The sequence below is a fragment of the Acinetobacter sp. Li1LvA2 genome (assembly GCF_056156705.1).
Genome location: NZ_JBSICF010000003.1, coordinates 293,965 through 307,417, shown reverse-complemented (window position 1 = coordinate 307,417; position 13,453 = coordinate 293,965). Strand labels below are relative to the sequence as shown.

The window sequence follows — 13,453 nt, the reverse complement described above, 5'->3', positions numbered from 1 at the left end:
TCAGATGAAAGCATTACCGCCAGTTTTCTTTCACCATGAAAAATGAATATTGAATTAGACCCGATTGATCTAAAAATTATTGCATTGCTTAAACACGATTCTCGACTAACCAATAAAGAAATTGGGCAGCGAGTTCACCGGACAGGGCAGGCGGTGGGCACTCGAATTGCACAGTTAATGGATGCTGGTGTCATCAAAAATTACACGATTGCTGTGCAATATTCGCATAAACAATTTATTCATTTGCATTTAAATGAACAACGCGCTTTTGAGGAAATTGAAAATCTGGTCAAGCAATATGAACAAATCGATGAATGCTTTAAAGTGATGGGCAATGCTTGCTATATGATCGTCAGCCATTTTGAACCCGCAGCATTAAATGAATTTATTGAGAAACTTTCAAAATGGTGCCGTTATTCGGTTGAAACAGTGATTCGAGAAGTCGAGAAAACTTAAAAATAAAGGCTCCAAGCCGAGTCTTGGAGCCAATAAATTCTTTATTTTTAATTTATTGTTTTTATTGTCTTGCGCTGCTTTAAATGAAGTTTTTTAGGCTGATTTTGCTTGAATTTCTATCTCCTTTTCTTGTTGAAGTTCTAATTGGCGAACGAGTGGTAGAACTTTTTCCCCAAAATATTCTACTTCTTCAATGAAATGTAAGAATCCAGAAAGAATCAAATCAACACCTACATTTTTAAGCGCTACAATACGCTCTGCAATTTGTTGAGGTGTACCAATTAAATTGGTTTTAAAGCCATCGTTATACTGCACTAAATCTTCAAAACTTGATTTTGCCCAGTTACCTTGTTGCTCTGGAGAAGCTGCACCTGCTTCACGTGTTGCATCGCCAAACGCATTTACCGCTTCAGTGTTGGCTTTATCAATAATTTCTTGAAGTACCGCTTTTGCTTCTTCTTCGGTATCTCTAGCAATAATGAACGCATTTACACCAATTTTAACCTGATGGTTATTGGCTTTAGCTTTAGTGCGAATGTCTTCGACTTGTTTTTGAATTTCTTCTACGGTATTACCGTTGGTGAAATACCAGTCAGATACGCGTGAAGCCATGTCACGTGCAGCCCGTGAGCTGCCGCCTTGAAACACTTCAATATGAGGCTTTTGCAGAGGTTTCGGTTTAAGTGTGTAGTTTTGGAATTGATAGTATTTACCATCGAAACTATAGTTATCGGTGGTCCAGATTCCTTTTAACGTACGAATAAATTCTTCAGAGCGGACATAGCGCTGATCATGTTCTGGCCACTCTTCACCAATCGCATCAAACTCTCCTCTAAACCAACCACTCACCACATTAATGGCAATACGGCCTTCGGTTAGATAATCGATTGTTGCAAGTTGCTTAGCTGCGAGTGCCGGTTTCCAGGGGCCGGGCAGAATAGCTGCAATGACTTTAAGTTTTTCAGTTTTTGCCAATAATGCATGACTGAAACTTACTGATTCATGCTGGTTTTCTGCCCCATAGCCCGCCGTAAAACGAATTTGGGTGAGCGCATATTCAAAACCATTTTTTTCGGCAGCCTGTGCAAGTCGAACATTGTAGTCATAACTCCAGTCTGTACGCTGTTCGATGTTACTTACTACAAGGCCACCGCTTACGTTTGGTACCCAATAAGCAAATTTAATTGGTTGTTGTAATTGCGTCATGGTTCGCTCTCCCCAGTCGTTCTTTTTATTTAGCTCTGTTGCACTTAGGCAACATGCGTTAATGATTTACCAGATTTGTGATGCAAGCGAGACTCTGCTGCATTAAGATCAGGCACAGCCGCTGAAGGTAATACTTCTTCTTGCTCAATTTGCTTGTTAATACCAAGCTCTTGATTTGCTTGCTGAGTCTTAGATTTCACTACTTCAGCACGTTTACCTTTCGCTGGTGCCCATTCTAAAATTGGCAATGCACGCGCTACAGCTAACGTAATACGATCTGATAATTGCTCGCTTTTCACCGTGTATTCAGGGGTAAAGTCACGATCGGTCGCATATACACCAATCGGTAAAGTTTGTGCTTGGAAGAAACTGAACAATGGACGAAGTTGATGTTCAAGTACCAGTGCATGACGATCACTACCGCCCGATGCTGCTAAAAGAACAGGCACATCGACCAATGCAGTTTGTTCAACAAAATCGAAGAAATGTTTGAAAAGACCCGTAAAAGATGCGCGGTAAACTGGTGTACCGACAATTAAAGCATCAGCTGCTTCAACCGCTGCAAGATCATCTTGTACGCGCTGTGGAAGTTGGTTGCGATAAAATGCACCGCCTAATAAGGGCCCAATTTCGCTTAATTTAATAAAGTGAACTTTAATGTCGGTTGCTTCGGATAACTCATCAAGAATGGCTTGAACCAAACTTTCCGTTTTAGAGGGGGTATTTAAGCCACCAGAAACAGCAACAATATTTAAAGGTTTTGGTGATGTGATACCAGTCATAATTTGGTTCCTAAGTCTAAAACAAGAGATTAGACTTATTAATCAATAACGACGGTAAACTGTAAAATAACGAAATTGGTCAACCTTATCAGTTTTAAATATAAAAGATAAATAGAGTATTTTTATACTTTGTTTTTATATTAACTTATTGATTTTATTTTATATAATTATAGGTGATATATTTTTTATAATAAAAAGTAAGCTTATATAAAAAACAGATTAATTTTGATTAAATGTTAAAAAACATCTGAATATTTTAGCTAAGTTCTGCATTTATCAACATTTTGCATAAAAATGGATAAGATGAACGTATCTTTCATCTAAATAGTAGGGTTACAATAGGCCATACTTATGCTCAAGATTACTTTAATCGCTTATGAATATTTTAATCGTTGATGATCATCCTTTGTTTCGTCATGCTTTAATTCAAGCAGTACGTTATAGCCTGCCACAGGCACAAATTCATGAAACAGCTTCGGTTGATGAGTTTTATGAGCGTTTGGAAAATGGGGCAGAACCTGATCTAGTCTTACTCGATTTAAATTTACCGGGTGCCTCAGGCTTTTCTGCTCTAGTCTATGTACGAGCACAGTATCCAGCTATTCCAATTATTGTGGTTTCTGCACATGAAGAAACTTCAATTATTCAGCGTGCGATTGCACATGGCGCGATGGGTTATATTCCTAAATCTGCTCATCCAAGTCATATTGGTGAAGCGATTCGCCACGTCTTAGAAGGTGAAATCTGGTTACCACCTAATTTGCCACCTAACCTTAATCTTGATCCGAGAGCGGCAGATGAAACTGCTTTAGCTGAACGTATCCAATCTTTAACACCACAGCAATTCCGTGTTTTGATGATGGTTGCGGAAGGTTTGCTAAATAAACAGATTGCCTATGAACTCGATGTTTCGGAAGCAACAATTAAAGCCCATGTAACCGCTATTTTTAGAAAATTAGGTGTGCAAAACCGTACACAAGCCGTATTGGCAATTAGTGCATTAAATATTGAAGATAAGAAAATCTAAAAATAAAAAAGACCTCAGTTGAGGTCTTTTTTATGTGTGCCACTTAAGCAAGGCAATCTTGCTTTGGTGTTAGGCTGTCGCAGTACAAAGGATTGAGTGCACATTGCAAATCATCGATCTGTTCTTGGGTCACATAGCCTTTACTTTTTAAATATTCAGCTACACGGTCATCACGTAAGCTTAAAAACGCTGCATCATAAACGCCTAAATCTACAAAAAGTGCAGCTGTTTCTAGGCTATTGAAGCGATCAAGGAAAATATCATTGCCATACATTAAGAAGATATGGTCGAGTTTTGCTTTTTCATCGACATGTAGTCGTTCAGCAAGTTGATCTGGATGAGTTTTAATAAAGAGTAAGTCAGAGAGCTCATCAAATTGAGTCATATCTAACTGATTTTCGCCAAGTTTGACATGGCCAAGCCAAGCTTTGAAAACAAGTACAGCTCCACCGCGAAGTAACATGCTCCAAATTTGATGACGTGTGTCATGGTCAAGATTTTCACTTTCAGAGCTAAGAACCTTTAAGAAGTTTTCTTCTTGTTGTGCCAATTTATCAAATAAGCCTAATCCTTGAGGATGATAAGCCGCAGGTGCAAATACATCAAAATTTAGATCATGAAATACATTAAGTGCGAGTGGGACTGCACTTTGATAAATGGTATTTAACGCTTTGATATGGGCTTCATTCAGTTTGCTGTTGGGAAAAATACTTTGCCAATCTAGTTCAGGAAGTAAAGCATTGGCACTGTATTGACGATAAAACTGTTGAGATGATAGTTGGTTTTGTGGGCTGTTATCAGAAATATTCATGGCAATTGTCCTTTGCATTAATTCGTGAGCAGGGGTGCTTAATATAGAAATCGGTTAAAAAATGGTTATACATTTATCAAATGCGTTTGGAGTAGTTATGTGTCATCAAGAATGCAAGTAGAATACGACTAAAGTCGTATATGGTAGTTTTAGCTAGACAATATTATTAAAAAACAAATATTTATTAAATTGTAACTAAGTATACAAGTGTTCACTTACAAAAAAGATGGGCTTTGCCATAGAAAAAGGGCTGTTGGAAAGTTTAGCCAATTATTTAATCAACAAAAGTAGACTTTTTGAGCAGTTCTGCCTATTGGCTTAAATTAAACCTATAACTTTTGCCAAAAAATCTCTCCCAAACTTATAAAAAGCTTGGGAGAGGAAAATGTTTAATCTGCCGCGCTGGCAATTTTAAGTCCCGATAGCCATGCTCTTAGAGAGGCTGGTTTAAGCGGTTTTTTGAGTAAAACAATATTCAGTTCTTTCAATTGTTGAGGTAACTCTGGATGAGAGTCTGCTGTAATTAAAGCAACCGGAACGTCATGCTGTCGGTTTTGCAAAATAAAATCGACACCAAGTTGGTTGTTATTTAAATGCTGATCGATAAGCCAGACCTGAATATTTTCTTTTTGAATAATTTGAAGTGCTTGTTCTGGTTCAGTGGCTTTAAAAACCTCATAACCCCATCGACCTAATAAGCTACTCATTCCTTCTAAAATAGTTTCATCATTGTCTAAACATAAAATCCGGTAGGCTTTAGTTTTTAAAGGCACTGCCTGTACGGTTGGGGTTATCACTTTTGGCGCTTCTACGACTGGAACCTCAATCATAAAGCAGGAGCCTTTATTGAGTTGAGAGTAGACATGAACAGGATAATTCAACAAACCTGTCATACGCTGCACAATTGCAAGACCTAAGCCTAGGCCTTGCTCACCCCACGGTGATAAATGCCCACAGCGTTCGAACTCTTGAAACAGTTTAATACGTTGTTCTTCGGCAATTCCGGGGCCTGTATCCCATACTCCAATTCGAATATGGTCAGGTTTTTGCGCCGAACGTAATACACCGACAATCACTCGGCCTTTGGCGGTATAACGTAATGCATTACTCACAAAGTTTTGAATAATACGTCGTATCCACTGTGGATCTGTGTCAATCCAGAACGATACATCGTGAACTTTGAGTGAAATATTTCGCTGAGCAGCAATCGATTTAAACTGTAGTTCAAGATCACTGAGTAAGTCATGCAACGGATAAGGTTGTCTTTTTGGCTGTATGCTCCCACCTTCTAAGCGGGCAATATCGAGTAGGGCAGAGAGCATGCTTTCCGCACCATATAGAGCACGGTCAAGTTGTTGCAAAGTTTGACGGTCTTCTTCGGTCGCAATGCTTTGTTCAAGAACAGTACTAAAGAGACGAGCCGCATGCATGGGTTGTAACAAGTCATGACTTGCCGCTGCAATAAATCGGCTTTTTGACATATTCGCCATATCGGCTTGTTCACGCGCAAGCTGTTGTTCTGTTAAAGCATCTGCAAGTTGTTGGGTTCGGTCTTTTACTCGCGCTTCGAGTATTGCCTCATTCGCACGGAAAGCAGTAATGTCGGCGAATGTTGTAACAAAGCCTCCACCTGAAATAGGATTACCGCGCATTTGAATAACGCGTCCATCTTTACGGATTCGTTCAAATTCATGCGCACTTCCGACTTTCATCCAGTGTAATCGTTTACGAACATGTTCTTCGACTGAACCGGGACCGCATTCGCCGCGTTCAGCGTTATAACGAATCAGGTCGGCAATTGGACAACCTACATAAACTAAGTCTTTCGGGTAGCCAAATAGTTTTAAATATTGGTTGTTCCAAGCCACCAGACACATATTTTTATCAACCACACTTACCCCTTGGGTCATGTGGTCAATCATGGTCATCAGCAAGTTTTGATTAAACCGTTGCCATTGTGAAGCTTGGTCTAAAATATTAGCGACTTGTCCTAATGCGAGGCCATTATTGATCATTGCTGTAGTCAGCAAAGTACGGGCAGAAGCAGCTCCGATAATGCCAGCTAGATATTGTTCGGTGAACCGCCACCACATGCCATTGGCGATGCTATTCGGGTTAAGCGTTAGATGATTTTGCTCGCAAAAGTTCTCGAATGCTTGTGTTGTTGGCTGTTCACCTGTAATTCTTTTAGCAAGAGCGAACAGGTCACCTACTTTTAAACGTGCAGCATCGTGCGGTAAATAGGTTAAATCAGTAGATGTATGCGGTGATGGCAATGGCTTAGTTTCATAATAGAAAAAGCTTTCTGCCTGAATTTGTTCTGCCACACTTGGGCGGTAAAGTTTAGAAATCCAAATATATAAAACAATATTTAAACCGAGTGACCAAATAACACCGTGTGTAAGTGGCGCAAATGATTCAAAACCAAAAAGTGACTCTGGTCGTAAGGCGTTAATTCCAAAAGGGCCAAAAAGCAAAATACTTTGGGCTGTTTCCTGATAGGCTTCTGGCAAACTACGTAAGATTGTTGGAAATAGTAAGGTGTAACTCCACATTAAAAATCCAACGATGAGGCCAGCATAGACACCTTGGCGGCTTCCGCCTCGCCAATACAAGCCTCCAATAAGCGCAGGAGCAAACTGGGCAACGGCACTAAACGCCAATAAACCAAATACTGAAAGCTGGTTAATATCATTAAAGAAATGAAAGAATAAAAAACCAAGTAGCATCACCGCGACAATACTAATACGACGGCTGAATTTAAGAACTTTAGGTAAATGTTTATCGTGACGTGATAGCAACTTAAAACGCCAGAGTGCAGGCATAATCAAGTCATTACTGAGCATAATAGACAAGGCAACAGATGAAACCAGTAACATGCCTGTTGATGCAGAGAACCCACCTAAAAAGGCCAGTAAAGCTAACCATTCTTGGTTATAACTCAGGGGTAATGAGAGTACTGCAACATCAGGCACAGTTAAGAACTTCGGTGCTGCATGTAATGCCCAGCTTGCGATCGGAATAATAGCTAAAATTGTTAAAATCAGATAAACCGCGAACCATTTACGCGCACCGCGAATATGCTTTTCATCGCGTAGTTCAACTACTGCCACGTGGAACTGGCGGGGTAAACAGATAATTGCTAGACCTGCCAATAACGTCTGAATCCAGAAAGTTTCAGGCACTCCAAACAACTGAACTTCTTGAAAGGTTTGGTTCACATCTGATGTGACTTGTGCAAGGTTCGCTGGTGTTTCAAAAATAAAAAATAAAGCAACGCAAATCAGCGCGAATAATTTTACAAAAGATTCAAATGCCACAGCTAACATTAGGCCGCCATGTTGCTCGGTATTGGCAATTTGCCTTGTACCAAAAATCATGGCCAAAATAGCCAGTACACTGGTTAAAAGCAAAACACTATTGGTCGTTGTATGGATATGAGCATTCTGTTCCATAATGACAGAAGTACTTAAAGCAATCGCACGTAACTGTAAGGCCAGATAGGGAATAATGGCGATTACTGCCAAGATCGTAACTAGCGAAGCCAAGACGCCACTTTTGCCATAACGTGCAGCAACAAAGTCGGCAATCGATGAAATTGCGTGATGCTGACGTACTCGGCCTAAGCGTCGCCAAATGTCATAACCAAACCAGACAAATAAGAGAGGACCTAAGTAAATAGGCAAGAAAATGACGCCTTCTCGAACAGCTGCCCCAGTCGCGCCGTAAAATGTCCATGATGAACAGTAAACGCCTAGCGTTAAGCTAAACAAGAACATGCGGCCACGTGTACTCAGACGGCTGGCATGCTTTTCACCAAAAAAAGCACAAATAAATAAGAGTGCTATATAAAGGGTGAGTACCCCAATAATCAGCCAGCTGTTCATATGACTCACATGATTAAAACCTTGTGCCTATCATACCCCAAGCAGAAACAAAGCTATAAATTGATTAAATTTTAACGACCAAAGTCTAAGTTACGAATTACACGTAATTTTGCTAACTTTAATCCTGAGAAACTATTATTAAAAAGTGGCCAAGGCTGGGCACAGGGCAAGGAGTTTGGTTATGGATCAGAACCAAGTAGAACAGATTCTACGCAATCCAAAGTTTCAAAAGATGGTCAAGAAAAAAAGTACATTAAGTTGGACGCTTACAATCATCATGTTAGTTCTTTATGTGGGTTTTATGCTGCTTGTTGGCTACAACAAAGAATTTTTGATGAGTTCATTTAGTGGTGGTGTAACGACATGGGGAATCCCACTAGGTTTAGGAATTATCGTTTTATCTTTCCTATTGTGTGGTGTGTATTCCTTTATCGCGAATAGTACCCTTGACCAGTTGAGTGAAGAAGCGTTGAAGGAAGTTGAAGCCATCACGCATGAGAAAGGACTACACTAATATGAAATGGAATTCATTAAAAGCGAAAGCTTTATTGGCAGCAGCATCGCTATATTCAACAATGGCTATGGCAAGTCCGGACTTAGGTGAAGCTGAACAGCAAGCCACCAACTGGCATGCCATTATCATGTTTGTCATTTTTGTTGGTTTCACTTTGTTCATTACTAAGTGGGCTGCGAAGCAAACCCAATCAACACAAGATTTCTATACAGCAGGGGGTGGCATCAGTGGTTTCCAGAATGGTCTGGCAATTGCGGGTGACTATATGTCTGCTGCATCTTTCCTTGGTATTTCCGCATTAGTGTTTAGTTCAGGCTTTGATGGCTTGCTTTACTCGCTTGGTTTCATGGTAGGTTGGCCAATCGTTTTATTCTTGGTTGCAGAACGTTTACGTAACCTAGGTAAATATAACCTTTCAGATGTGGTTTCATTTCGTCTTGAAGAGAAACCAGTACGTACTTTAGCTGCAGTCAGTTCACTTGTTGTAGTGGCATTCTATCTGATTGCCCAAATGGTAGGTGCGGGTCAGCTCATTAAATTACTATTTGGTTTGAACTACAACATTGCTGTAGTCATCGTTGGTCTATTAATGATGGCATACGTAATTTTTGGTGGCATGTTGGCAACAACATGGGTACAAATTATCAAAGCGGTTATGTTACTCAGTGGTGCAACCTTCATGGCATTCATGGTGATGAAAGCAGTTGGTTTCAGCTTCAGCAACATGTTCAGCCAATCAATTGAAGTTTTCAGTAAAGTACACGACATCAGTTTGGCCGATGCTTCAAAAATTATGGGGCCGGGTAAACTTGCGGCAAATCCAATTGATGCCTTGTCTCTTGGTTTGGCGTTGATGTTTGGTACAGCCGGTCTTCCACATATTCTTATGCGTTTCTTCACTGTAAAAGATGCAAAAGAAGCACGTAAATCGGTTGTAGTTGCAACAGGTTTTATTGGTTACTTCTACCTTTTAACTTTCATCATTGGTTTCGGTGCGATCCTTTTTGTATCAAACAACCCGCAATTCCTTGATGTTGCGAAAATGGCAGTAACAGGCAAACTTGAGCTCGTTGGTGGTAACAATATGGCAGCCGTGCATTTAAGTGACGCTTTAGGCGGTGACTTATTCATGGGCTTCATTTCAGCAGTAGCGTTCGCAACGATTCTTGCTGTTGTTGCTGGTTTAACACTTTCAGGTGCATCGGCAATCTCTCATGACTTATACGCTAACGTATTCAAGAAAGGCCAAACGACGCCTGCTTCTGAACTTCGTATGTCAAAAATTGCGACATTGGGCTTAGCAATCTTCGCTATGGTTTTGGGTATCTTGTTTGAGAAGCAAAACGTAGCATTCATGGTTGGTTTAGCGTTCTCTGTAGCTTGTTGTGCAAACTTCCCGATTCTTGTTCTTTCAATGTTCTGGAAAGGCCTAACGACTCGTGGAGCGGTTATTGGTGGTGTTGTTGGTCTTGTAACAGCAGTAGTACTCATTGTTCTTTCTAAAGCAGTTTGGGTAGATACTTTAAAAATCTCTGATACACCAATCAATCCGTTCAATGGTCCTGCATTATTTGCTATGCCATTGTCATTCCTTTGCTGTTGGTTGTTCTCGGTGACTGACAACTCTGCGCGTGCTAAAAAAGAGCGTGCTGCTTTCGATGCTCAATATGTTCGTTCAATGACAGGTATTGGTGCATCTGGTGCATCGGATCACTAAGATTAATATTGTTAGCTCATTCATTAAAAAGCCCTATGGGGCTTTTTTTATACTTATTTTATTTCCAATCTGGAATTTAGATATTAATAAAGAACAACTTGTTTGCCTGATTTTGTGTACAGTATTATTTGTTAACTCTCAAAAAAGCATAATGAAACAAGGAAAATAATAATGCGATCTATTATTGAGTTTTGGGCAAGTTTTCGCTTACTGCCTTCCGCATGGCTGTTACTGGTTCAGTTTATTTTATTGATTTTAGCCATGCTGACATTTGATAGTTTGCCTTACCGGACTTTAACGTGGTCATTAGGTGTTCTTGCTTTATTGTTGATTGCCAAAGTTATTCGCCAGACCCCGATGTTTACTTTTTTAGGCTTAACATTTGTGAGTGGTGCAATTCTGTCATCAGTACTGATTGTGTTGGGATATAGCAATTTATATATTCAGTTATTTGCCCATAGCTGTGAAGCTCTGGCCTATTTTTCGGCAGCTTATGGTTTATTTCGTTATATGTTCGCTGACCGATATTTAACAAGAGATGAACTATTTGCGGCAGCAGCAGTCTTTACACTGATTGCATGGGGTTTTGCATTTTTATACAACATTTGCCAGCTCGTTTTTCCTTATAGCTTTCAAAATCCAAATAATCCCCATGCCTTCCAGACTTGGCTAGATTTACTCTTTCTCAGCTTTAGCTTGCAGTCTGCTACAGGCTTATCCGACCTCATGCCAATCACTCCACCAGCGCGTGTTTTAGCCATGCTGCAAATGTTCTGTGGAGTCATGTATTTAGCTTTAATCGTAACTCGCCTAATCGCTTTACAATATATTACCCACCTCCCTAAAAAAAATTCAGATAAATAATGGAGGAGGTGTTTTAATTTATTTACACCTTTGTAACTGCAATATTCTTTAAGTTTATTTAGAGTGTTATCGGCTTTCTCTATTGAAAGATTTAACTTTGTTCATTCCGTGAATATCTCTAGGGGCTTAATGCCTGTCATTTTTCATTAAAATAACATGGAGGAGTTATGCCTTCCAAACAACCAGGTTGGTTTGCAAACGTTAATCCTAACGTATTTTTTGGTACGGTCATCATTATTGCTTTATTTTTAGCAGTGGTTGTGATTGCTCCGAGTTCTTTTGAACTTTTAACACAGCAATTAAAACAGTGGATTACTGATTCATTTAGCTGGTTCTATGTTTTATCTGTTGCCTTCTTTCTCATTTTATTGATTTATATCGCCTGTTCATCAATAGGTCGAATTAAATTAGGACCAGATCATAGTCAGCCTGAATATAATAATGGATCTTGGTTCGCCATGTTGTTTACAGCAGGGATGGGGATTGGGTTGATGTTCTTCGGCGTTGCCGAACCTGTCATGCACTATGTTAATCCACCAAGTGGGGATGCTCAGACTATTGATGCTGCACAGCAAGCATTAAGAGTTACTTTTTTCCATTGGGGCTTACATGCTTGGGCAATTTATGCCGTAGTCGGATTATCTCTAGCCTATTTTGCATATCGACATAATTTACCTTTAAAGACCCGTTCAGCCCTATATCCGCTCATTGGTAAAAAGATTTATGGGCCATTGGGAGATAGCATCGATATTTTCGCGACCATTGGTACGGTATTTGGTGTAGCGACTTCTCTCGGGTTTGGTGTCACTCAGATTAACTCTGGTTTACATTATCTTTTAGGTATAGAACAAAGCACTCATATACAGATTATTTTAATTGTCGTGGTGAGTATTTTGGCTTCTTTATCGGTCTTTTTAGGTCTAGATAAAGGGGTAAAACGCCTATCAGAATTAAATCTGATTTTAGCTGTTATTTTGCTAACGTTTGTTTTCATTTGTGGGCCAAGCATTTATTTGCTTCAAACGACAATTCAAAACACAGGTCAGTATTTTGCTAATTTATTTACAATGACCTTCAACCTTTATGCTTACCAACCGAATGGCTGGATAGGTGGTTGGACAATTTTGTATTGGGCTTGGTGGATTTCATGGTCACCATTTGTGGGTATGTTTATCGCACGTGTTTCACGTGGTCGCACCATTCGAGAATTTATTGTTGGGGTTTTACTCATTCCAACAGGCTTTACCATTATTTGGATGGGTTTCTTAGGAAATGCCGCCTTATTTAGCATTATCCATGAACACCAATCAACATTAATTCAGGCTGTTCAGCAAGATTCTTCAGTTGCACTCTTTGAGTTTTTAGGCCACTTGCCGTTGTCAGGTGTTATGAATGTTTTAGCCACCCTTTTGGTTATTCTTTTCTTTGTGACGTCTGCCGACTCTGGCGCCTTGGTAACGGATTATTTAACGTCAAAAACAGACAATTCACCTACTTGGCAACGTTTGTTCTGGACGGTGCTGATGGCTGTGCTCGCAATTATTTTATTGCTAGTCGGTGGCTTGGCTGCACTTCAGGCTTCCATCATTATGAGTGCATTGCCATTTACTGTGGTCATGCTTTTAATGAGTTGGGGATTAATAAAGGCCTTGCATCTTGATGTCACCAAAATGACAGCTATTCAAGAAGCGCGCATTACACCACGTGCGATTCATAATCCTCGAAGCTGGCAACAGCGTCTAGGGTTAATCATGCACTATCCTCATAATGAAGAAGAAGTAAGAGAATATATAGAAAAGCAAGTAAGTCGTGCATTTGAAAATATCAAACATGAATTTAGACGCCGTCACTTAGAAGTTTCAATTACTCAACTTGAAGATGGAATGCAACTTCGTGTGGACCATCACAATGAAATTAATTTTATTTATAAAGTTGTTTCACGTGAAACAGTACCGCCAAGTTTTTTAATTGGGCGTACTGAAGCTGAAGAGGGGCAATATTTCCAAGCTGAGGTCTTTTTAAGAGAGGGTGGGCAAAATTATGATGTGATGGATTGGACGCAAGAAGATTTAATTCAAGACATTATTGATCAATATGAACGTCATCTGTATTTCTTAAATATTGTGCGAAGCTAATATTTAGGTATAAAAAAAGGACTCAATTGAGTCCTTTTTTTAATTCGATTTCTA

The 13,453-nt window shown here is 39.7% G+C and carries 10 protein-coding genes; 6 read left to right on the top strand and 4 right to left on the bottom strand.

All coding sequences use genetic code 11. The features are described from left to right. Positions 1-42: 42 nt before the first annotated feature. Positions 43-456, top strand: coding sequence for an Lrp/AsnC family transcriptional regulator (locus ACS604_RS08765; RefSeq protein WP_238612264.1), 414 nt, complete (start codon positions 43-45; stop codon positions 454-456). Between the two features lie 93 nt (positions 457-549). Here the strand turns inward: ACS604_RS08765 and sfnG are convergent, their stop codons facing one another. Both sfnG and msuE read right to left on the bottom strand, forming a co-directional pair. Then, on the bottom strand, positions 550-1,662 hold the full coding sequence (gene sfnG, locus ACS604_RS08760; RefSeq protein ID WP_005300669.1) for a dimethylsulfone monooxygenase SfnG: 1,113 nt from the start codon (positions 1,660-1,662) through the stop codon (positions 550-552). Positions 1,663-1,706: 44 nt separating this feature from the next. After that, positions 1,707-2,444, bottom strand: a complete 738-nt coding sequence (gene msuE / locus ACS604_RS08755; protein ID WP_151963779.1) for an FMN reductase — start codon at positions 2,442-2,444, stop codon at positions 1,707-1,709. Between the two features lie 376 nt (positions 2,445-2,820). Between msuE and ACS604_RS08750 the strand changes: the two genes are divergently transcribed. Next, positions 2,821-3,471 carry a response regulator transcription factor gene (locus tag ACS604_RS08750; protein WP_004790013.1) on the top strand — a complete coding sequence of 217 codons (651 nt, stop codon included), beginning with the start codon at positions 2,821-2,823 and terminating at the stop codon, positions 3,469-3,471. A 43-nt stretch (positions 3,472-3,514) separates the two neighbouring features. Here the strand turns inward: ACS604_RS08750 and ACS604_RS08745 are convergent, their stop codons facing one another. Both ACS604_RS08745 and ACS604_RS08740 read right to left on the bottom strand, forming a co-directional pair. Then, complete coding sequence (locus ACS604_RS08745) at positions 3,515-4,282, bottom strand: hypothetical protein (RefSeq protein ID WP_474771288.1); 768 nt, start codon at positions 4,280-4,282, stop codon at positions 3,515-3,517. A gap of 389 nt (positions 4,283-4,671) precedes the next feature. Next, positions 4,672-8,169 carry a hybrid sensor histidine kinase/response regulator gene (locus tag ACS604_RS08740; protein ID WP_474771286.1) on the bottom strand — a complete coding sequence of 1,166 codons (3,498 nt, stop codon included), beginning with the start codon at positions 8,167-8,169 and terminating at the stop codon, positions 4,672-4,674. Positions 8,170-8,350: 181 nt separating this feature from the next. Here ACS604_RS08740 and ACS604_RS08735 point away from each other — a divergent pair, with 181 nt between their 5' ends. The 4 genes from ACS604_RS08735 to ACS604_RS08720 all read left to right on the top strand — a co-directional run bounded on the left by ACS604_RS08735 (position 8,351) and on the right by ACS604_RS08720 (position 13,399). After that, the gene (locus ACS604_RS08735) at positions 8,351-8,683 is read left to right on the top strand and encodes a DUF485 domain-containing protein (protein WP_004790008.1); all 333 of its coding nucleotides are present in this window, start codon (positions 8,351-8,353) and stop codon (positions 8,681-8,683) included. A gap of 1 nt (position 8,684) precedes the next feature. After that, positions 8,685-10,400: a cation acetate symporter gene (locus tag ACS604_RS08730; RefSeq protein WP_474771285.1), complete on the top strand. Its 1,716-nt coding sequence runs from the start codon at positions 8,685-8,687 to the stop codon at positions 10,398-10,400. Between the two features lie 171 nt (positions 10,401-10,571). Then, positions 10,572-11,264, top strand: a complete 693-nt coding sequence (locus tag ACS604_RS08725) for an ion channel (protein WP_213066418.1) — start codon at positions 10,572-10,574, stop codon at positions 11,262-11,264. 167 nt (positions 11,265-11,431) lie between these two features. After that, positions 11,432-13,399, top strand: coding sequence for a BCCT family transporter (locus ACS604_RS08720; protein ID WP_474771283.1), 1,968 nt, complete (start codon positions 11,432-11,434; stop codon positions 13,397-13,399). Positions 13,400-13,453 lie beyond the last annotated feature (54 nt).

Excerpts from the sequence above, each read along its gene's own strand:
- ACS604_RS08735 (WP_004790008.1), top strand. The coding sequence starts at position 8,351 with ATGGATCAGAACCAAGTAGAACAGATTCTACGCAATCCAAAGTTTCAA.
- sfnG (WP_005300669.1), bottom strand. The coding sequence starts at position 1,662 with ATGACGCAATTACAACAACCAATTAAATTTGCTTATTGGGTACCAAAC.
- ACS604_RS08765 (WP_238612264.1), top strand. The coding sequence starts at position 43 with ATGAATATTGAATTAGACCCGATTGATCTAAAAATTATTGCATTGCTT.
- ACS604_RS08745 (WP_474771288.1), bottom strand. The coding sequence starts at position 4,282 with ATGAATATTTCTGATAACAGCCCACAAAACCAACTATCATCTCAACAG.
- msuE (WP_151963779.1), bottom strand. The coding sequence starts at position 2,444 with ATGACTGGTATCACATCACCAAAACCTTTAAATATTGTTGCTGTTTCT.
- ACS604_RS08740 (WP_474771286.1), bottom strand. The coding sequence starts at position 8,169 with ATGAACAGCTGGCTGATTATTGGGGTACTCACCCTTTATATAGCACTC.
- ACS604_RS08720 (WP_474771283.1), top strand. The coding sequence starts at position 11,432 with ATGCCTTCCAAACAACCAGGTTGGTTTGCAAACGTTAATCCTAACGTA.
- ACS604_RS08730 (WP_474771285.1), top strand. The coding sequence starts at position 8,685 with ATGAAATGGAATTCATTAAAAGCGAAAGCTTTATTGGCAGCAGCATCG.
- ACS604_RS08750 (WP_004790013.1), top strand. The coding sequence starts at position 2,821 with ATGAATATTTTAATCGTTGATGATCATCCTTTGTTTCGTCATGCTTTA.
- ACS604_RS08725 (WP_213066418.1), top strand. The coding sequence starts at position 10,572 with ATGCGATCTATTATTGAGTTTTGGGCAAGTTTTCGCTTACTGCCTTCC.